Raw genomic sequence first — 20,361 nt, 5'->3', positions numbered from 1 at the left:
GAAAGCCGCAGCGCGAGGCCTCTCATCGGCGCATGAAACTGCGCAGCCGCACGCCCACGGCCGTGAGAACCGCGAAATAGAGCAGCACCGCGCCGGCGATCAGTGCGGCCAGCAGGCCGATGCGATGGAAGCGCTGCTCGCGCAGGCCGATCCAGTCGAAGTGGCGCGAACCCCATGCCAGCAGGGCCGCCAGCACCAGCGCACCCGCCAGCACCTGCAGCGCGAATTTGCCCCAGCCGGGTTCGGGCCGGTAGCTGCCGCGGCGGATCAGGCCGACCAGCAGCCAGATCGCATTGACCAGCGCGCCGATGGCAATGGTCAGCGTGAGCGCCGCGTGCTGCAGCACCGGCACGAGGAAGAAATTGAGGACCTGGGTCAGCACCAGCACGCCCACGGCGATCAGCATGGGCGTGCGCGTGTCCTGCCTGGCGTAGTAGCCGGGCGCGAGCACCTTGATGGCCACGAGGCCGATCAGCCCGACGCCGTAGCCCATCAGCGCCACGGTGGTGCGCTGCACGTCCTCGCCCTGGTAGGCGCCGTTGTGGAACAGCACGGCCACCAGCGGCTGGGCGAAGAGCAGCAGCGCGATGGCGCACGGCGCCGACAGCAGCACCACCAGCCGCAGCCCCCAGTCGAGCAGCGACGAATAGCGCGCATCGTCCTTGGCGGCGCGGGCGCCGGCCAGCTGCGGCATCAGCACCACGCCCAGCGCCACGCCGAGCATCGCGGTCGGGAATTCCATCAGGCGGTCGGCATTGCTCACCCAGGTCACGCTGCCTATCGCAAGGTGCGAGGCGATCTGCGTATTGATGAGCAGCGAGATCTGCGCCACGCTCACCCCCAGCAGGGCGGGCAGCATCAGCTTCAGCACCTGGCGCGTGGTGGGATCGCGCCAGGCGTCGCCCAGCGCCTTGAAACTCGCGCCGATGCGCGGCATGAGGCCCAGCGCGCGCAGCGCCGGAATCTGGATGGCCAGCTGCAGCACGCCGCCGACCAGCACGCCCATGCACTGGGCATAGATCGGCTCGATGCCGTAGCGGCGGAACAGCGGCGCCCCGACGACGATCGCCAGGATCAGCGCGATGTTCAGCAGCACCGGCGAGGCGGCCGGCACCGCGAACTTGCGCCACGTGTTCAGGATGCCGCCCGCCAGCGCCACGAGCGACATGAAGCCGATGTAGGGGAACATCCACCGCGTCATGACCACGGCTGCGTCGAAACCCGCCAGCCCGCTGGCCATGGCCCACACCAGCAGGGGCGCGCCGACCACGCCGGCCACGCAAACCACCACCAGCGCCCAGGTGAGCAGCGTGGCGACTTGGTCGATCAGCGCCTTGGCGCCCTCTTCGCCGGCTTCGGTCTTGCGCGCCGCGAGCACCGGCACGAAGGCCTGGCTGAAGGCGCCTTCGCCGAAAACCCGCCGAAACAGGTTGGGAATGCGAAAGGCGACGTTGAACGCGTCGGTCAGCGCGCTGACGCCGAACACCGAGGCAAAAAGCACGTCGCGCACGAGGCCCGTGATCCGCGAAGCGAGCGTCAGCAGGGATACGGTGGAAGCGGATTTGAACAGGGACACGGGGCGAGTGTAGGGCCCGGCAAGCCCCGATTCGGCGAAAAAGGCAACCCGGCCTATAATGGAGGGCTTTGCTGCATCATCCTCAGACACCTAAGGAACTAAATCATGGCATCCGCCAAGCCCAAGAAAAAGAACCCGCGCCTCGCCTCCGGCCGTAAGCGCGTCCGCCAGGACACCAAGCTCAACGCTGCGAACACCTCGCTGCGCTCCAAATACCGCACCGCCGTGAAGAATGTCGAAAAGGCCGTTCTGGCCGGCGACAAGACCAAGGCGAGCGAGCTCTTCGCGAAGGCCCAGAGCATCGTCGACACCGTCGCCGACAAGGGCATCTTCCACAAGAACAAGGCAGCTCGCGACAAGAGCCGCCTGTCGGCGAAGGTCAAGGCCCTCGCCCTCGCGCCTGAAAAGGCCGCCGCCTGACACCTGTCAGGCAAGCCCGGATCGGAATCCTCCGGTCCGCCGTTTGATCGGGGTGCGCTGCAGCAAAGTGTAAAAAACCGCCTTCGGGCGGTTTTTTCATGTCCGATCGCTTCGCGGAAGGAAGCCGCCCGCTCAGGCCTTGGGTGGCGCGTCGGGCACCAGGCAGGCTTCGGCCACCTGCAGGTCGTTGTCGCGCGCGAAGTTCACGCAGAAGTCCCAGGCCATGGGTTCGGCATCGCGCAGGGCGCGGTTCACCACCACGCACTTGACCCCGTTGATGGTGGTCGGAATGCACCAGGGCGAATAGCTCAGGTGGCTGCCCGGATAGGCGCCGCCGGGGCGGAAGGAGCACATCACGCCGGCCAGCCGCTCGGCCCAGTCGCTGGGTCGGAAAGTCCGGCCATCACGGGTGATGCCCTGGATGAAGATTTCTTTGGCAGTGGGGGAAATCATCGTTGAATGAAGCGACCGGAGCGGGTGCTGCGGTGCAGCAAGCGATTCTATCCGCGGCACTTTTTGCATCCTGAACATGGGGCATTGCTGTAATGCGGAATCCTCAACGAAGCCGTCAAACCGCACGCCTAGAATCCGCGGTTCCCTATCTGGAGAACCGAATGAGCGCTACCGCCCAGCCCACCTCGCCCCACGTCATGAACACCTACGGTCGCCTGCCGATCGCGCTGTCGCACGGCCAGGGCTGCCGAGTCTGGGACACCGAGGGCAAGGCCTACCTCGACGGCCTCGGCGGCATCGCCGTGAACACGCTGGGCCACAACCATCCCGAGCTGGTGCCCGCGCTGCAGGACCAGATCAGCAAGCTGATCCACAGCTCCAACTACTACCACGTACCCGGCCAGGAGCAGCTGGCCGCCAAGCTGACCGAGCTCTCGGGCCTGACCAACGTCTTCTTCTGCTGCACCGGCCTGGAGGCCAACGAGGCCGCCCTGAAGCTCGCGCGCAAGTTCGGCCACGACAAGGGCATCGAACGGCCCGAGATCGTGGTGTACGAGGCCGCATTCCACGGCCGCAGCATCGCCACCCTGTCGGCCACCGGCAACCCCAAGGTGCAGGCCGGCTTCGGCCCGCTGGTCGAAGGGTTCATCCGCGTGCCGCTGAACGACATCGAGGCGCTCAAGAAGGCCACCGAAGGCAACCCCAACGTGGTCGCCGTGTTCTTCGAAACCATCCAGGGCGAAGGCGGCATCAACCCGATGCGCTGGGAATACCTGAAGCAGGTGCGCGCCCTGTGCGACGAGCGCGACTGGCTCATGATGATCGACGAAGTGCAATGCGGCATGGGCCGCACCGGCAAGTGGTTCGCGCACCAGTGGGCCGGTATCAAGCCCGACGTGATGCCGCTGGCCAAGGGCCTGGGCTCGGGCGTGCCGGTCGGCGCCGTGGTGGCCGGCCCCCGGGCCGCCCACATCTTCGGCCCGGGCAACCATGGCACCACCTTCGGCGGCAACCCGCTCGCGATGCGCGCCGGCATCGAGACCATCCGCATCATGGAAGAGCACAAGCTGCTCGAAAACGCCGCGACCGTGGGCGAGCACCTGAAGGCCGCGCTCGCGCGCGAAATCGGCGGCCTGGCCGGCGTGAAGGAAATCCGCGGCCAGGGCCTGATGCTGGGCATCGAGCTCGACCGGCCCTGCGGCGTGATCCTGAACCGCGCCTGCGACGCCGGCCTGCTGCTGAGCGTGACGGCCGACAAGGTGATCCGCCTCGTGCCGCCGCTCATCCTGAGCATTGCCGAGGCCGACGAGATCGTCGCCATCCTCGCGCCCCTCGTGAAAACCTTCCTGTCGGAGCCCGCAGCGCAATGACGACCGCCACCACGCCCAACGCCATCCGCCACTACCTGCAGTTCTCGGACTTCACGGCCGACGAATACGGCTACCTCTTCGATCGCATGGCGATCATCAAGAAGAAGTTCAAGACCTACGAGAAGCACCAGCCGCTGACCGACCGCACGCTGGCCATGATCTTCGAGAAGGCCAGCACGCGCACCCGCGTGAGCTTCGAGGCGGGCATGTACCAGCTCGGCGGCAGCGTGGTGCACCTGACCACCGGCGACAGCCAGCTCGGCCGCGCCGAGCCCATCGAGGACAGCGCCAAGGTCATCAGCCGCATGGTCGACCTCGTGATGATCCGCACCTACGAGCAGACCAAGATCGACACCTTTGCCGCGCATTCGCGCGTGCCGGTGATCAACGGCCTGACCAACGAGTTCCATCCCTGCCAGATCCTCGCGGACATCTTCACCTACATCGAGCACCGCGGATCTATCCAGGGCAAGACCGTGGCCTGGGTGGGCGACGGCAACAACATGGCCAACACCTGGCTGCAGGCCAGCGAGATCCTCGGCTTCAAGGTGCACGTGAGCACGCCCAGCGGCTACGAGGTCGACCAGTCGGTGGCGGGCCTGCGCTCGGCCGACAGCTACCAGGTCTTCAAGGACCCGATGGAAGCCTGCCGCGGCGCCGACCTGGTGACCACCGACGTCTGGACCAGCATGGGCTACGAGTCCGAGAACGAGGCCCGCCGCAAGGCCTTTGCCGACTGGTGCGTCGACGAGGACATGATGCGCATCGCCCAGCCCGACGCCCTCTTCATGCACTGCCTGCCCGCGCACCGCGGCGAGGAAGTGCAGGCCGAGGTCATCGACGGGCCGCAGTCGGTGGTGTGGGACGAGGCCGAGAACCGGCTCCATGCGCAGAAGGCGCTGATGGAGTTTCTGCTGCTGGGGCGGCTGTGAGCATCTGACCGAAGGCGTGGCCGCGTGTCCCATTGCCAGCAATGCGGTGCCTGCTGCGCCAGCTACCGCGTCGACTTCAGCGTCCACGAACTCGACGAGAACGGCGGACACGTGCCGTCCGGCCTTGCGGTCGAAGTGAACGACGCCCTCTGCCGCATGCGCGGCACCGACCACACGCCGCCGCGCTGCGCGGCGCTCACCGGCAAGATCGGCCAGGCCGTGAGCTGCGGCATCTACGAATGGCGCCCCAACCCCTGCCACGAGCTGCAGGCCGGCAGCGACGCCTGCGAGCGGGCCCGTGCGCGGCACGGGCTGCCCGGCCTGGCGTCGCTGCCCTCCTGAGCCGATCGATCATCTCGTCACGCGGTGTGTTGGAAATAACCGACACCACGACCCCCCGCCCGGCGCTAACTTCGCGCCATGCGTTCTCTGCAACCCCAACTCCGCATCTGGGACATCTCGCCGCCCGTGCATGAAGGCACGCCGGTGTTCCCCGGCGACACGCCCTACCAGCAACGCTGGGCGGCGACCATTTCGCCGGATTGCCCGGTCAACGTCAGCGAGATCAAGCTCTCGCCCCACGTCGGCGCGCATGCCGACGCGCCCCTGCACTACGACGCCGAAGGCCAGGCCATCGGCCTCGTCGACCTCGCGCCCTTCCTCGGCCCGTGCCGGGTGATCCATGCCATTGCCAAGGGGCCACTGATCGAGTGGGCGCATATCGCGCACGCCGTCACGAGCCAGATGCCGCAGCGCGTGCTCGTGCGTACCTATGCCGCCATGCCCGTCGGCCACTGGGACCCGCAGCTCGCGGCCTACGCGCCCGCCACCGTCGAGCGGCTCGCGGCCATGGGCGTGAAGCTCATCGGCATCGACACCGCCAGCATCGATCCGGCCGACAGCAAGACCCTGGAAAGCCACCAGCGCATCCGCCGCCTCGACCTGCGCGTGCTCGAGAACCTGGTGCTCGACGACGTGCCCGAGGGCGACTACGAACTCATCGCGCTGCCGCTCAAGCTGGTCGGCGCCGATGCCTCCCCGGTTCGCGCCGTGCTGCGCGAGCTTCCCCGCTGAAAACCTCCACCATGACGACCCTTGAAGACTGCCGCGCGCTCGACGCGCAAGACCCGCTGCGCGCCCTGCGCGACCAATTCACCATTCCCGAGGCCGTGCTCTACCTCGACGGCAACTCGCTCGGCGTGCTGCCGAAAGCCGCGCCCGCACGCATCGCCGAAGTGGTGGCCAAGGAATGGGGCGAGGGCCTGATCCGCTCGTGGAACACCGCCAGCTGGTTCGACCTGCCGCAGCGCCTGGGCGACAAGGTGGCGCGGCTGATCGGCGCCGCGCCCGGCGAGGTGGTGTGCACCGACAGCACCTCGGTCAATCTGTACAAGGTGCTGTTCGCGGCGCTCTCGCAGCAGAAGGACAGCGGGCGCAAGCTGGTGGTCAGCGAGCGCAGCAACTTCCCGACCGACCTCTACATTGCCGAGTCGCTGTGCCGCGAACGCGGCTTCACGCTCAAGCTGATCGAGGCGAGCGAACTGCAAGGTCCGGATTCGGTGCTGACCGGCGAAGTCGCCGTGCTGATGCTCACGCATGTGAACTACCGCACGGGCGCCATGCACGACATGAAGGCCATCACCGCCGCCGCGCATGCCGCCGGCGCGCTCACGGTGTGGGACCTGGCGCACAGCGCGGGCGCGGTGCCGGTCGCACTCAACGACAGCGATGCCGACTACGCCATCGGCTGCGGCTACAAGTATTTGAACGGCGGCCCCGGCGCGCCGGCCTTCGTCTGGGTGCATACGCGGCATGCGGGCAAGTTCGAGCAGCCGCTGTCGGGCTGGTGGGGCCACGCCGCGCCCTTCGAGTTCACGCCGCACTATCGCCCCGCCCCAGGCGTGGGCCGCTATCTCTGCGGCACGCAGCCGGTCATCGCGTTGGCCGGGCTCGAGTGCGGGCTCGACACCGTGCTCGCGGCCGAAGTCTTCAACGGCACGAACGGCGCGATGGCCGCGCTGCGCACCAAGTCGCTCGCGCTCACCGACCTGTTCATCGCGCTGGTGGAAGAGCGCTGCGCGGGCCAGGGCCTCGCGCTCGTCACGCCGCGCGAGCACGCGCGCCGCGGCTCGCAGGTGTGCCTGAGCCGTGACGAAGGGGCCTACGCCATCGTGCAGGCGCTGATCGCGCGCGGCGTGATCGGCGACTACCGTGCCGGCGACTCGCAGATGCCCGACATCCTCCGCTTCGGCTTCACGCCGCTGTACCTCGGCTTCGAGGACGTGTGGAACGCGGTCGAGCACCTGGTGCAGGTGCTCGAGACGGGCGAGTGGCGGCGCGCCGAATTCAACCGCAAGAACGCAGTGACATGAGCACCGAAAAGAGCACGGACAAGAGCCCCGAGAAGATCGTCCACGAGGAAAAGGCGCAGCTGGATTTCAGCGCCTCGATGAGCTATGGCGACTACCTGCATCTCGACGAGATCCTCAACGCGCAGCATCCGCTCTCGCCCGCGCACGACGAGATGCTGTTCATCGTGCAGCACCAGACCAGCGAACTCTGGATGAAGCTGATGCTGCACGAACTGCGCGCCGCCACCACCTGCATCGCCGAGGAGAGGCTGGCCGACGCCTTCAAGATGCTCGCGCGGGTGAGCCGCATCATGGAACAGCTGGTGAGCGCATGGACCGTGCTCTCGACCATGACGCCGCCCGAGTACACGGCGATGCGCCCCTACCTCGCCAACTCCAGCGGCTTCCAGAGCGCGCAGTACCGCTGCATCGAGTTCGCGCTCGGCAACAAGAACGCCGCCATGCTCAAGCCGCATGCGCACCGGCCCGATCTGCTCGCGCAGGTGGATGCGGCCTACCGCTCGCCGTCGCTCTACGACGAGTCGCTGAAGCTGCTCGCACGGCATGGCCTGCCGGTGCCCGCCGATCACCTGGAGCGCGACTGGACCCAGCCTTATGAAGCCAGCGACGGCGTGGAGGCGGCGTGGCTCACGGTGTACCGCAACCCGCACGACCATTGGGACCTGTACCAGCTGGGCGAGAAACTCACCGACCTGGAAGACGCCTTCCGCCTCTGGCGCTTTCGCCATGTGACCACGGTCGAGCGCGTGATCGGCTTCAAGCGCGGCACGGGCGGAACGGGCGGCGTGAGCTACCTGCGCAAGATGCTCGATGTGGTGCTGTTCCCCGAAATCTGGAAGCTGCGCACCGATCTGTGAGCTAGCGCTTGCCCTGCTTGCCCCACCTGCCCGAAGCGCTACATTCGTTGGCAACAACAACGGAGGCACTGCCATGAACGATGTCCAGTTCTCGCTCGAAGAGCTTGCTACCCTGCGCGAGCATGGCGTGGTCCTGTTCGCAGACCGCGTGATCTTCGAGGCCCAGCCGCCCATGTCGGCGCAACGGATCGCCGCCATCGAGGCGCTGTGCGCCGGCCCGCTGCCCGAGGCGCTGGCCGCGCTGTGGCAGCAGACGGCGGGCGGGCGGCTCGACTACGACCTGTCACTGCCGATGAACGGCAACGTGGAATCCGTCAGCTGGTCGGAACTGTTCTGGGACGGCAGCGACGGCTATCGCGACCTGCAGGGCTGGATCGAGCACGAACAGGAGCTGGCCGAAGAGGCCGCCAAGGACGAAGGCCGCCCCTGGAGCGGCAAGCTCACGCACCTGCCCTTCGGCGGCTTCGAGTACCTCGACCGCGTCTATGCGGTGGTGGAGCCCGGTCCCGAGCACGGCCGCATCGTCGCGTGGAAGCACGGGCTGCCGCCCGCATGGACGCATGCGCTGCACGAAGACAGCGTGAGCACCATCGCGCCCGACCTGCGCGGCGCCTTCGCGGCCCTGCACCTGGACGAGGACCCGCTGGCGCCCACGGGCGACTATTTCTCGGGCCAGGCCCTGCTGCAGTACCTGGACGACCGGCACCAGGCCCACGGCCTGGACCTCGACCTGATGGACAAGCTGGTGGCCTTCTATTGCCGCGCGGTGGTCGACTGGCGCACGCCGCTGGCAGACGGCACGCTGCGCCGGCTGCCGGCCATCGCGCGCGCCGCGCTGCACCACGCCATCGGCACCGACGATGCGGACCTGGTGGCCGAACTCGCGGCCGCCGGCGTGAGCTTCGACGGCCCGCAGCAGGGCAGCGCGCTGGCCACCGACGTGGCCATTGGCCAGGGCGCCTTCGCCGCGGCCATGGCACTGGTGCGCGCGGGCGCGCCGGTCGCACGCGATGCCCTGGGCAACGTCGACGGCCAGATCTCGCCGGAGCTCACGAGCGCGCTGCTCGCCAACGGGGCGGAGCCCAGCGTGGCGGCCATCGTCAAGTGCGCAGCCTGCGGTGCGCCCGCCAGCGCGCACCTGATCGCCGATGCATGCGCGCAGGCCGGCATCGACGTTCCGCCCGCATTCGTCATCGACCGCGATGCGACGCTGGCCGAACTCGAAGCCACGCTGCTCGAGGTCCGGGAAGGCACCCACGGCCATTACCTCGGCGCCGAGGGCCTGGCCGAACGCATCGAGCACCTGCAGGCCTTCAGGCTCTGAGCACCATCGGCGCGGCTGCCGTCAGCCGCCGTACAGCCAGGGCTGGTCCAGCAGCCGCGCGCCCAGGGTGCGCATCGCCAGGTCGCGCCCGATGCGCACCGCACCGGTCGCATGAAAGATCTGCCCGTTGCGCCGGGCCTTCGCCTGCACCAGCGCATTGCGCTGCCAGCGCGCCTCGGCATAGCGGGTGAACGCGGCCGGCACGTCGGCCGCATCGCCTTGGCCCAGTGCTTCGGCCAGCGCCGCCGCGTCCTCGATCGCCATGCCTGCGCCCTGCGCCAGGTAAGGGACCATCGGATGCGCGGCATCGCCCACCAGCGCCACGCGCTCGTGGGCCATCTCGGCCGCGGAGGCCAGCGGCGGCCGGTCGTTGAGCGTCCAGGCGCGCCAGCCGGGCATGGCTTCGAGCAGCGCCTGCAAGGCACTTGCGCTTCGGCCCGTGGCCTCCTGCAGCGCGGCGAGGCTGCTGGCCTGGTCCCAGTCGCGCGCATCGCCGGCCGGCGCAGACTCCGCGATCACCACCACGTTGAGCCAGGCGCCGGCGCGCACCGGATACGCCACGGCATGCAGGCGCGGGCCGAGCCACACGTCGATCCGGTCGCGGCGCAGCGCCTGCGGCAGCACGGCCTGCTCGACCATCCCGCGCCAGGCCGTGTGGCCGGTGGCGCGCGGCGGCGCCGCTGCGGATGGCACATCGAGGCGTTGGCGCGCCACGCTCCAGAGCCCGTCGGCGCCGACCAGTGCCTCGCCCTCCCAGGCCCGCGCACCGCTGCTCGAAATGCACACGAGATCGTCGCTGGTTTCGACCTGCGCAATGCGCGCATCGGTCACCAGGGTGCCGGTGCCGCGGGCGCGCACCGCTTCGAGCAGCAGCGCATGCAGGTCGGCGCGGTGCACGCAGAAGTAAGGGGCGCCATAGCGTTCGCGCATGGCATCGCCCAGCGGCAGGCGGGCCAGTTCGGCGCCGCTGCCGGCGCCCTGCACCACCAGGGCCTCGGGACGCGCGGCGATGGCCTCCAGGCCTTCGGCCAGGCCCATTTGCTGGAGGCGCCGCGTGACGTTGGGCCCCATCTGGATGCCGGCGCCGATCTCGGCGAACACGCGCGCCTGCTCGAAGACATCGACGCGGTGGCGGCCGCGGGACAGCGCCAGCGCGGCAGAAAGCCCCCCGATGCCGCCCCCCACGACGAGGATGTGTGCGGGCATCGGCCTCAGCGGGTGCGCGTGGACAGCGGGCTGTGGCCGGCTTTTTCGGATTCGGGTTTGTTGGCGGGTGTCTTGGGGCCGCAGCTGCCACAGCTGTCGCAGGAGCCGCAGCCCGAGGTCTTGGCGAGCGAGGCCGCCAGCTGCGCGGCGCGCTCCTGGTCGACCAGCCCGGCCCGGTGCGTGCCGGCCGCGAGCCTGTGCGCGGCGCCGCGCCGCCAGCCCGCAGGCATCCAGCGCCAGACCGCATAGAACGCGGCTGCCGCGACGATCAATCCAACGATCAGTTGCTGTGTCATATCCGTTTACTCCGACGCGCGTTCGAGACTAACCCAGAAACATCGCGCAAACCTTGCGGCAGATCATCCGGCGCCCAGTGCCACCGCCACGCGATAGGTGATGAAGCACGCCAGGTAGGCCAGCGCGAACAGGTAGCCGGCCATGATCCAGACGTACTTCCATGATCCGGTTTCGCGCTTGACCGCCGCCAGGGTCGAGATGCACTGCGGCGCGAACACGTACCAGACCAGCAGCGACAGCGCCGTCGCGAGCGACCAGCTGCCCGCGATCAGCGGCTCGAGCTGGCCGGCCACGTCGTCGCCGGTGGCCGACAGCGCGTACACCGTGCCGAGCGCGCCCACCGCCACTTCGCGCGCCGCCATGCCCGGCACCAGCGCGATGGAGATCTGCCAGTTGAAGCCGATGGGCGCGAAGATGTGCTCCAGGCCGCGGCCGATCATGCCCGCCAGGCTGTACTGGATGGCCGGCCCCGTGGCGCCTTCGGGCGGCGACGGGAAAGTCGACAGGAACCACAGCAGGATCGTGAGCGTGAGGATGATCGTGCCCACGCGCTGGATGAAGATCCAGGCCCGTTCGTAGAGCCCCAGCGCCAGGTTGCGCACGTTGGGCCAGCGGTATGCCGGCAGTTCCATCATCAGCGGCGAGTGCTGCTTGTTGTCGCGGAAGCGCTTCATCACCCACGCCACCGCCATGGCGGAAACGATGCCGAAGACGTAGAGCGCGAACAGCACCACGCCCTGCAGGTTGAACACGCCGCCCACGGTGCGCGCCGGAATGAAGGCCGCGATCAGCAGCGCATAGACCGGCAGGCGCGCCGAGCAGGTCATGAGCGGCGCGATCATGATGGTGGTGATGCGGTCGCGCCAGTTGCTGATGGTGCGCGTGGCCATCACGCCGGGAATGGCGCAGGCAAAGCTCGACAGCAGCGGAATGAAGGAGCGGCCCGACAGCCCCACGGTCCCCATCACGCGGTCCAGCAGGAAGGCGGCGCGCGGCAGGTAGCCCGAGTCTTCGAGCGCCAGGATGAACAGGAACAGGATCAGGATCTGCGGCAGGAACACGATCACGCCACCCACCCCGGCAATCACGCCGTCCACCAGCAGGCTCTGCAGCATGCCCTCGGGCATGTGGGCCTTCAGCAGGTTGCCGAGGCCCTCGGTGCCGGCCTTGATGGCGTCCATGGGCACGTTGGCCCAGCTGAACACGGCCTGGAACATCAGGAACATCGTGACCGCGAGCACCAGCATTCCCCACACCGGGTGCATCACCACGCGGTCGATGCGGTCGCTGGTGGCCAGGCTGCCGACCGGCTCGCGCACGGCCATGCCGAGGATGCGGCGCACTTCGCGCTGCGTGGCCAGCACGTCGTCCAGCCCCGGCGCCTGCCAGGGTTGCGGCGCCGCGGCGGCCACCGGCGCATCGAGGGCTTCGAGCAGGCCTTGGGCGCCGCCCGATTGCACGCCGACGGTCTCGATGACCGGCACGCCGAGTTCGCGCGACAGCACGGCCGTGTCGACCGCGATGCCCTGCTTCTTTGCCATGTCGGTCATGTTGAGCGCCACCACCATCGGCAGGCCGAGGCGCTTGGCCTCGAGCACGAGCCGCAGGTTGAGCCGCAGGTTGGTGGCATCGGTCACGCACACCAGCAGGTCGGGCAAGGCCTCGCTGCTTTGGCCCGTGACCACGTCGCGCGTCACGGCCTCGTCCACGCTGAGCGCGTTGAGGCTGTAGGCCCCCGGCAGGTCGAGCACGAACACGCGGCGGCCCGACGCGGTGCGGAGCGAGCCTTCCTTGCGCTCGACCGTCACGCCGGCATAGTTGGCCACCTTCTGGCGGCTGCCGGTGAGCAGGTTGAACAGCGCCGTCTTGCCGCAGTTCGGATTGCCCAGCAGCGCGATGCGCCCTGGCTGTGCGGTGGCTGCGAGGCGCCCCGGTCCCTGGATGACGGCTTCAACCATGGCGTGTGCCTTCCGGCACGCCCGGTGCCACGTGAATCAGCGCGGCCTCGTGGCGGCGCAATGCGAAAGTCGTGTGGCCCAGCCGCACCGCCAGCGGCTCGCGCCCCGGGAGGCCGCTGGCCACGATGCGCACGGCCTCGCCCGGCACGAAGCCGATCTCGGTCAGGCGCAGGACGAGATCGCGGTCGTCCGCGCCCTCGGGGCGCGCCACGTCGAGCACGGTGGCCCACTGGTTGTCGGGCAGCTGGTCGAGCCGCAGGCCGGAAGATGCCGGCGCGGCGCCGAAATTGTTGGTTTGCACGGTAAGAAAGTGCGTCGGGTTCCGAACGCGCCAATTGAGCAAAAGCTAGATGCTATCAATTCTCAATCGCAGAAACCTGACCAAGTCCCTTTGACCTCTCGGGCTCTGCCCTTTCTCCCGCGGATTCAGGCCTTTGCGCTGCCCGGTTCAGCCCAGTTCGAGGATGCGTGCCGTTACCGCATTGCCATCGACAATGAGCTCGGCAACAGCAATTGGCAATTTGAATCGGCGCGGGCCGGCACTGCCCGGATTGACGTAGAGCACGCCACCGCGCTCCTCGATCTTCGGCTTGTGGGAGTGGCCGGACACCACCACGCGAACCCCGGCGCCTGCGGGATCGCTGGCAAGCTGCGACAGGTCGTGTACCGCATGCACGAGCACGCCGCCAACTCTCAGGAAGGCCGTCTCCTCGATGTGGCCGGCCCAGGGCTCCCGGTCGTTGTTGCCCCGCACCACCGTCAGCGGCGCGATGGCGGCGAGCGCTTCGAGGATGCCGGCATCGCCGATGTCCCCACCATGCACGATGAAGTCGCTGCCCTGCAGCGCCGCCACGGCCTGCGGGCGCAGCAGGCCGTGGGTGTCGGAGATGAGGCCGACGCGGATCAAGCCGCCAGCAGTTGCCTGAGCACGAACGGCAGGATGCCGCCGTGCTTGTAGTAGTCGACCTCGATCGGCGTGTCGACGCGCAGGCGCACCGTGACTTCCTGGTGACTGCCGTCGGCGCGATGCACGACGAGCTTCACGTCCATCTGCGGCTTGAGTTCGCCACCGATCACCACATCGATTTCTTCGTCGCCCGTGAGGCCCAGCGCCTGCCACGAATCGGCGCCGCGGAACTGCAGCGGCAGCACGCCCATGCCGACCAGGTTGGCGCGGTGGATGCGCTCGAAGCTGCGCGCCACCACAGCCTTGATGCCCAGCAATTGCGTGCCCTTGGCGGCCCAGTCGCGCGACGAGCCGGTGCCGTATTCCTCGCCGCCGAAGACCACCGTCGGCACGCCCTGCTCCATGTACTTCATGGCGGCGTCGTAGATGAACATCTTCTGGTTGCCGGGCTGGAACAGCGTGACGCCGCCCTCTTCCTGCGTGCCGTTGACGTCGGGCGGAATCATCAGGTTCTTGATGCGCACGTTGGCGAAGGTGCCGCGCATCATTACGTCATGGTTGCCGCGCCGCGAGCCGTAGCTGTTGAAGTCGGCCTTGGGCACGCCATGCGCCTTGAGCCAGATGCCCGCGGGCGAGCTTTCCTTGATGGAGCCGGCCGGCGAGATGTGGTCGGTGGTGATCGAGTCGCCGAACAGCGCCATGATGCGCGCGCCCTTGAAGCCCGCGTCCGATGCGTGCGGCTCCATCTTGAAGCCTTCGAAGAACGGCGGCTCGGCGATGTAGGTCGACTTGGGCCAGTCGTAGACCTGACCGTTCGTGCCCTTGATGCTGCTCCAGAACTTGCCCGGGTCGGTCTTGACCTTGTCGTAGTTCTCGCGGAACGACTTGGCATTCATCGCATAGCGCAGGTTCTGGTCGATTTCCTTCGGGCTGGGCCAGATGTCGCCCAGGTACACGTCCTTGCCGTTCTTGCCCTTGCCCACGGGCTCGGTCATCAGGTCGACCATCACGTTGCCCGCGATCGCGAAGGCCACCACCAGCGGCGGCGAGGCCAGGAAATTGGCCTTCAGGTTCGGATGGATGCGCGCCTCGAAGTTGCGGTTGCCCGAGAGCACGGCCGCGCCGACCAGGTCGTTCTTGATGATGGCGTCGTTGATCTCGGGCGTGAGGTCGCCCGCATTGCCGATGCAGGTGGTGCAGCCGTAGCCGGCCAGGTAGAAGCCCAGCTTCTCGAGGTACGGCAGCAGGCCCGCCTTCTCGAGGTATTCGGTGACGATGCGCGAACCCGGCGCGAGCGAGGTCTTGACGTGCGGCTTGACCGTGAGGCCCGCCTCCACCGCCTTCTGGGCCAGCAGGCCGGCCGCGAGCATCACGCTCGGGTTGGAGGTGTTGGTGCACGAGGTGATGGCCGCGATCAGCACGTCGCCGTTGCCGATGGTCACGCCGCCCTTGGGCGACGAGGGCGCGGTGGCGCTCACATGGGCGGCCGCCTTGGTCGAGCGGTTGGCCACCATCTCGACCACGTCGCGCGGTGCGCCCGGCGGCGGCGGGGCGGTTTCCTCGTCGTCGCCCTGGCCGTTCGCGGTCAGCGCATAGCGCAGCTTCAGCCGCTCGGCCGGCTGGTTGAAGCCGTTGGCGTCGTTGGGCTTGCTGAAGAGCTCGGAGAACTTGGTCGACAGGTGGCCCAGGTCGATGCGGTCCTGCGGCCGCTTCGGGCCCGCGAGGCTCGGCGACACGGTGCCGAGGTCGAGCTTGACGATCTTGGTGTAGTCGATGTCGCCGGGCGCCGGCATGCCGAACAGCCCCTGCGCCTTGTAGTAGGCCTCGAAGCGCTCGACCTCCTCCTTGGTGCGGCCCGTGCCCTCGAAGTAGGCCACCGTCATTTCATCGACCGGGAAGAAGCCCATGGTGGCGCCGTATTCGGGTGCCATGTTGCCGATGGTGGCGCGGTCGGGCACCGCGATGGAGGCGGCGCCGGGGCCGAAGAATTCGACGAACTTGCCCACCACCTTCTCGGCCCGCAGGATGGCGGTGACGTACAGCACCAGGTCGGTGGCCGTGACGCCTTCGCGCAGCTTGCCGGTGAGCTCGAAACCCACCACGTCGGGCGTCAGCATGTACACCGGCTGGCCCAGCATGGCGGCCTCGGCCTCGATGCCGCCCACACCCCAGCCGACCACGCCCACGCCGTTGATCATGGTGGTGTGGCTGTCGGTGCCCACCAGCGAGTCGGGGTAGTACACCGGCACCTCGGCGTTGTCGCTCGCGCTCTTGTAGACGCCGCGCGCAAAGTATTCGAGATTGACCTGGTGCACGATGCCGAAGCCCGGCGGTACGACACGGAAGGTGTCGAAGGCCTGCATGCCCCACTTCATGAACTGGTAGCGCTCGTTGTTGCGCTGGAACTCGAGCTTCATGTTGAGATCGAGCGCCTTGGACGTGCCGTAGTAGTCGACCATCACCGAGTGGTCGACCACCAGGTCGACCGGCACCAGCGGCTCGATGGTCTTGGGCGACTTGCCGAGCTTGGCGGCCACGCTGCGCATGGCGGCCAGGTCGGCCAGGAGCGGCACGCCGGTGAAGTCCTGCAGCACCACGCGGGTGACGACAAACGGAATTTCGTCGGTGCGTTCTGCGTTGGGCGCCCAATGGGCCAGCTCTTCCACGTGCTTGGGCGAGACCTTCTGCCCGTCGCAATTGCGCAGCACCGACTCGAGCACGATGCGGATCGACACCGGCAGCCGGTCAACGGTGGGATATTGTTTGGCCAGTTCCTTCAGCGACCAGTACTTGCCGGACTTGCCCGATGCGGTCTTGAAGGTCTTGAGGGTGGACGCAAAGGCGTGCGCCGGTGCTTTGGCCATTGAGGAACTCCTGGTTGTTCGTGGAAGCTCTTCAAGGATAGCGGGGAACGATGTCAGCTGCTGTAGTCAGTCTTCCATCGCACGCCTTCGACGCGCGGCGTTCCTCATCGCGAAAAATGCCGGGTGAATGGGCGCTGCCGTCATCCCGCGGACTCAGGCCGCGGCCATGGCGCCACCGCTGCGGGTGCGGCGCAGGCCCGTCCATTGCAGCTCGGCCAGCACCACCACGCACAGCGCCTGTGCCAGCACCCAGGCCGTGCCCAGCGCGGTGACCGCGACCACGCCGCTCATCAGCAGCGCGACGCAGGCCACGGCCCATCCGAAATTGCCGGCCACCACGAGCCCGATCAGCCAGCGCGGCGGCGTGCGGCGGCTGGCCATGAAGACCGCGGCGCCCGCGTAGGCCAGCAGGAAGACACCCGTCCCCATGAGCAGCGGCGCCGGCAGGCCGGTCAGCCGGGCGAGCGCGCCGGTGAACCCGACCTGCAGCGCACCGGTCGCGGCGCAGGAAGCGGCGTCGGCCCACATGATGCCGGGCAGGAAGCGGGGGGATGCAAGGACGGACATGAGAATCTCCTTCGGGTGGTACGCCGCAAGCCAGTCCTGCCGCGTTGGAGCCGATGATTCCGTCCGGCGCGCATCGCGTCGATGACCTGGGAGGTCATGGCGCCGCATCGGCGCCGCGCCAGAATGCGGGCCATGAACACCACCCGCACCCACTCCGCCAAGGCCGGCCAGCCCGGCGCGCGCGACCCGTTCGGCGCCCACCTGCGGCACTGGCGCACCCGCCGCCGCCTGAGCCAGCTCGACCTGGCGCAGGAAGCCGAGGTCTCGACCCGCCACCTGAGCTATGTGGAGACGGGCCGCGCCGCGCCCAGCCGCGAGATGGTGCTGCGCCTGGCCGAGCGGCTCGACGTGCCGCTGCGCGAGCGCAATGCGCTGCTGGTGGCCGCGGGCTTCGCGCCGATGTACCGGCAACGCTCGCTCGACGACCCGGCAATGGCGTCGGCCCGGCGGGCGGTGGACCTGGTGCTGAAGGGCCATGAGCCGTTTCCTGCCCTGGCCGTCGATCGGCACTGGAACCTGGTGGCGCACAACGCACTGGTGCCGCTGCTGATGGCCGGCGCCGCGCCCGAGCTCGTGAAGCCGCCCATCAATGTGCTTCGCCTGAGCCTGCATCCTGACGGCCTGGCTTCGCGCATCGCCAACTTCGCGCAGTGGCGCACCCATCTGCTCGAACGGCTGCAACAGCAGATTGCCGCGACGGGCGACGCAGTGCTGCAGGCGCTGCACGACGAGCTGGAGGCCTTCCCTGCCCCCAACGTGAGCCACGATGCGCCCGCAGCGGACACGGACCTGTCGGGCGTGGTCGTGCCCTTCCAGCTGGCCACGCCGAACGGCGTGCTGAGCTTCATCAGCACCACGACGATCTTCGGCACGCCGGTCGATGTCACTTTGCAGGAACTGGCGGTGGAGTCGTTCTTTCCGGCCGATGCGCAGACGGCGGCGGCGCTGGCGGAGATGGCGAAGCAAGCGGCTGGCTGAGGGCCTGGCCCTTCTGCGCCGCCGGACCTTCGAAGTCGTCGACCTGGATCACCTTGTCGGCGGCCTTCAGGTAAGCCAGCGCCAGTTCCGGATCGGGCGCGGAACGTGCGGCCTCTTCGAGCGAGTTCGTGCGGCGCAGCACCTTGTTGAGCGCGGCCGTGGTGTCGCCGAGTTGCCCGCCCAGTTCCATCGCACGCATCAGGTCGCGCAGGCCGCCGGCCGCGGGCTCGCTGAGGTCGGGCGCCAGGCGCTGGACGATGCGCGGATTCGTGCGCAGCAGCTCGGCCAGCGCCATCAGCTGCACGTCGCGCAGCGGCGCCAGGTGCGCGGTGCGGCGCAGCACCAGCGCGCCGATCACGCGCCGGCCGGCGGTCGGCAGGTTGGCATAGAGGTCGCGCAGGATCCTGCCCGCCTCGTCCAGCTGCAGCCGGATCGCGGCCTGCGCAAAGGGCAGCAACTCGGGCGCCGCATCGACGCGATAGCGCCACACGCTGGCGCTGGCCAGGTACAGGTGCGCGAGCACGTCGCCCAGCCGCGCCGACAGCAGTTCCATGCGCTTGAGCCGGCCGCCGAGCAGGCCCATGGCCAGGTCGGCGGTGAGCGCGTACTTGGCGCTCATGCGCGCGATCAGACGTGCCTCGCGCGCCAGCGCCTCGGGCGGCTCGCCCACCACGGGCGCACCGAACAGGCTGTGCCAGAGGTTGGCGGCCACGTGCTTGCCGTGCGCGACCAGCGCACGTCCCAGCGCCTTCTCATCCCGCGCCTGCACGGCCGCCATTTCGTCCAGTACATGCGGATGGCAGCGGATCGCGCCCTGGCCGAACACGATGAGCGCACGCGTCAGGATGTTGGCGCCCTCCACGGTGATGGCGATCGGCGCCTGCCGGTAGGACACGCCGAGCAGGTTCGACGGCCCGGCGATGATCCCCTTGCCGCCGAGGATGTCCATGCCGTGGTTCACGGCGCGCCGCCCGGCCTCGGTGAGCTGCACCTTGAGGATCGCGCTGGCCACGCTCGGCCGCTCGCCCTTGTCCAGCGCGGCCGCGGTGAAGCGTCGCGCCGCGTCGCTCGCATAGAGCTCGGCCGACATCTGCGCGACCAGGCCCGCGACCGCATGGAATTTGCCGATCGGCAGGCCGAACTGCTCGCGGATCTGCCCATAGCCGTTGCTCACGTAGAGCGCCGTCTGCTGCATGGCCGCGCCGAGCGCGGGCAGCGAGATGGCGCGGCCCGCGGCCAGGCACTCCATCAGCATGCGCCAGCCCTGGCCCACCTGCCTTTCGCCACCGATCACCCAGTCCATCGGCACGAACACCTGGCGGCCGCGGATCGGGCCGTTCATGAAGGCGCTGTCCATCGGGCGGTGGCGCCGGCCGATTTCCACGCCCTCGTGCGGCACCGGAATCAGCGCGCAGGTGATGCCGAGTTCGCGCTGGCCTTCGGGCCTGCTCTCGTCCACCGCATGGAAAGCCAGCCCCACGACGGTGGCGACAGGCGCGAGCGTGATGTAGCGCTTGTCGAAGTCGACCAGGAAGCCGCGCGTGCGCCGGCCGCCGAATTCGCGCTCGACCACCACGCCGCGGTCCGGAATCGAGGCCGCGTCGGAGCCCGCATAGGGCGACGTCAACCCGAAGCATGGGAGCTCGCGGCCGTCGGCCAGGCGCGACAGGTAGCGCGCCTTCTGCGCGTCGGTGCCGTAGCGAAGCAGCAGCTCCGCCGGACCGAGCGAGTTGGGCACCATCACGGTCACGGCCGCGGCGATGTTGACGGTGGCAATGCGCGCCACCACCGTGGCGTGTGCAAAGTGGCCGAAACCGAGGCCGCCGAACTCCTCGGGAATGATCATCCCGAAGAAGCGTTTGGTGCGCAGGTAGCGCCACACCTCGGGCGGCAGGTCGCGCGCCTCGTCGATGGCGTGGTCGTCGAGCATGCGGCACAGCTCGCGCACCTCGTGGTCGAGAAAGGACTGCTCGCGCTCGGTGAGCCGGTTGGGTCCCATGGCCGAGAGCAGGTCGAAGTCGGGACGCCCCGCAAAAAGAAGTCCCTCGAAGCCGACGGTCCCGGCTTCGAGTGCGGCGCGCTCGGTATCGCCCAGTGGCGGCAGCGCCCTGGCAAACGGCTGCATGGCCCATCGGCCGATCAGGGAGGCCAGCGGCATGGCGTTGTCTCCTTCCTTCTTCTCCGCGAGAAGCGGCGGATGAAGGCCATTCTTGTCAGCAATGCCGGCTCTTCCGGCCGGCCAAGGGCGCCGTTGCGTGTCGGAGATGGCCGGGGAGGCAG

Annotated in this window: 19 protein-coding genes; 9 read left to right on the top strand and 10 right to left on the bottom strand. The window is 68.6% G+C overall.

Features of this window, described 5'->3' with window-relative positions; genetic code table 11:
* Positions 1 to 22: 22 nt before the first annotated feature.
* Positions 23 to 1,576 carry a murein biosynthesis integral membrane protein MurJ gene (murJ, locus tag VAPA_RS07650; RefSeq protein ID WP_021006192.1) on the bottom strand — a complete coding sequence of 518 codons (1,554 nt, stop codon included), beginning with the start codon at positions 1,574 to 1,576 and terminating at the stop codon, positions 23 to 25.
* Positions 1,577 to 1,681: 105 nt separating this feature from the next.
* On the opposite strand from murJ, the gene rpsT reads away from it, so the two are divergent.
* Positions 1,682 to 1,996, top strand: coding sequence for a 30S ribosomal protein S20 (gene rpsT / locus VAPA_RS07645; RefSeq protein ID WP_007831346.1), 315 nt, complete (start codon positions 1,682 to 1,684; stop codon positions 1,994 to 1,996).
* Positions 1,997 to 2,128: 132 nt separating this feature from the next.
* Here rpsT and VAPA_RS07640 read toward each other — a convergent pair whose 3' ends face one another.
* A complete protein-coding gene (locus VAPA_RS07640; RefSeq protein WP_021006191.1) occupies positions 2,129 to 2,449 on the bottom strand; it encodes a DUF3579 domain-containing protein in 321 nt (106 codons plus the stop codon).
* A 161-nt stretch (positions 2,450 to 2,610) separates the two neighbouring features.
* Between VAPA_RS07640 and VAPA_RS07635 the strand changes: the two genes are divergently transcribed.
* The 7 genes from VAPA_RS07635 to VAPA_RS07605 all read left to right on the top strand — a co-directional run bounded on the left by VAPA_RS07635 (position 2,611) and on the right by VAPA_RS07605 (position 9,304).
* Positions 2,611 to 3,819 (top strand): aspartate aminotransferase family protein, encoded by a 1,209-nt coding sequence (locus VAPA_RS07635; protein WP_021006190.1) that lies wholly within the window; start codon positions 2,611 to 2,613, stop codon positions 3,817 to 3,819.
* Entirely contained in the window at positions 3,816 to 4,751 is a 936-nt protein-coding gene (gene argF / locus VAPA_RS07630; protein WP_021006189.1) for an ornithine carbamoyltransferase, read from the top strand. Before VAPA_RS07635 ends, argF begins: the two co-directional genes overlap by 4 nt.
* Before the next feature lie 24 nt (positions 4,752 to 4,775).
* A complete protein-coding gene (locus tag VAPA_RS07625) occupies positions 4,776 to 5,093 on the top strand; it encodes a YkgJ family cysteine cluster protein (protein WP_021006188.1) in 318 nt (105 codons plus the stop codon).
* Positions 5,094 to 5,171: 78 nt separating this feature from the next.
* A complete protein-coding gene (gene kynB / locus VAPA_RS07620; protein ID WP_021006187.1) occupies positions 5,172 to 5,825 on the top strand; it encodes an arylformamidase in 654 nt (217 codons plus the stop codon).
* Positions 5,826 to 5,836: 11 nt separating this feature from the next.
* The gene (gene kynU, locus VAPA_RS07615) at positions 5,837 to 7,123 is read left to right on the top strand and encodes a kynureninase (RefSeq protein WP_021006186.1); all 1,287 of its coding nucleotides are present in this window, start codon (positions 5,837 to 5,839) and stop codon (positions 7,121 to 7,123) included.
* Positions 7,120 to 7,980 carry a tryptophan 2,3-dioxygenase gene (kynA, locus tag VAPA_RS07610; protein ID WP_021006185.1) on the top strand — a complete coding sequence of 287 codons (861 nt, stop codon included), beginning with the start codon at positions 7,120 to 7,122 and terminating at the stop codon, positions 7,978 to 7,980. Before kynU ends, kynA begins: the two co-directional genes overlap by 4 nt.
* A 73-nt stretch (positions 7,981 to 8,053) precedes the next feature.
* On the top strand, positions 8,054 to 9,304 hold the full coding sequence (locus tag VAPA_RS07605) for a hypothetical protein (RefSeq protein WP_021006184.1): 1,251 nt from the start codon (positions 8,054 to 8,056) through the stop codon (positions 9,302 to 9,304).
* A 21-nt stretch (positions 9,305 to 9,325) separates the two neighbouring features.
* On the opposite strand, the gene VAPA_RS07600 is transcribed toward VAPA_RS07605, so the two are convergent.
* The 7 genes from VAPA_RS07600 to VAPA_RS07570 form a co-directional block, all read right to left on the bottom strand.
* A complete protein-coding gene (locus VAPA_RS07600) occupies positions 9,326 to 10,510 on the bottom strand; it encodes an FAD-dependent monooxygenase (protein WP_021006183.1) in 1,185 nt (394 codons plus the stop codon).
* 5 nt (positions 10,511 to 10,515) lie between these two features.
* Complete coding sequence (locus VAPA_RS07595) at positions 10,516 to 10,806, bottom strand: DUF6587 family protein (RefSeq protein WP_021006182.1); 291 nt, start codon at positions 10,804 to 10,806, stop codon at positions 10,516 to 10,518.
* Positions 10,807 to 10,869: 63 nt separating this feature from the next.
* Positions 10,870 to 12,765, bottom strand: coding sequence for a ferrous iron transporter B (gene feoB, locus VAPA_RS07590; protein WP_021006181.1), 1,896 nt, complete (start codon positions 12,763 to 12,765; stop codon positions 10,870 to 10,872).
* Complete coding sequence (locus VAPA_RS07585; RefSeq protein WP_041946367.1) at positions 12,758 to 13,066, bottom strand: FeoA family protein; 309 nt, start codon at positions 13,064 to 13,066, stop codon at positions 12,758 to 12,760. The genes feoB and VAPA_RS07585 overlap by 8 nt, the downstream gene beginning before the upstream one ends.
* Before the next feature lie 147 nt (positions 13,067 to 13,213).
* The gene (locus VAPA_RS07580) at positions 13,214 to 13,672 is read right to left on the bottom strand and encodes a metallophosphoesterase family protein (RefSeq protein ID WP_021006179.1); all 459 of its coding nucleotides are present in this window, start codon (positions 13,670 to 13,672) and stop codon (positions 13,214 to 13,216) included.
* A complete protein-coding gene (gene acnA, locus VAPA_RS07575) occupies positions 13,669 to 16,536 on the bottom strand; it encodes an aconitate hydratase (protein ID WP_021006178.1) in 2,868 nt (955 codons plus the stop codon). Before acnA ends, VAPA_RS07580 begins: the two co-directional genes overlap by 4 nt.
* Positions 16,537 to 16,689: 153 nt before the next feature.
* A complete protein-coding gene (locus tag VAPA_RS07570) occupies positions 16,690 to 17,103 on the bottom strand; it encodes a hypothetical protein (protein WP_021006177.1) in 414 nt (137 codons plus the stop codon).
* A 132-nt stretch (positions 17,104 to 17,235) separates the two neighbouring features.
* On the opposite strand from VAPA_RS07570, the gene VAPA_RS33795 reads away from it, so the two are divergent.
* Entirely contained in the window at positions 17,236 to 18,081 is an 846-nt protein-coding gene (locus VAPA_RS33795) for a helix-turn-helix domain-containing protein (RefSeq protein ID WP_080666786.1), read from the top strand.
* Here the strand turns inward: VAPA_RS33795 and VAPA_RS07560 are convergent.
* Positions 17,987 to 20,239: an acyl-CoA dehydrogenase gene (locus VAPA_RS07560; RefSeq protein ID WP_041946039.1), complete on the bottom strand. Its 2,253-nt coding sequence runs from the start codon at positions 20,237 to 20,239 to the stop codon at positions 17,987 to 17,989. The two genes, VAPA_RS33795 and VAPA_RS07560, sit on opposite strands and share 95 nt — an antisense overlap.
* Positions 20,240 to 20,361 lie beyond the last annotated feature (122 nt).

Origin of the sequence: Variovorax paradoxus B4 (assembly GCF_000463015.1) — a bacterium.
In the GTDB taxonomy this organism is placed as follows: Bacteria; Pseudomonadota; Gammaproteobacteria; order Burkholderiales; family Burkholderiaceae_C; genus Variovorax; species Variovorax paradoxus_E.
The sequence above is the reverse complement of the archived record's forward strand: the minus strand, read 5'-3'. Positions and strand labels throughout refer to the sequence as shown.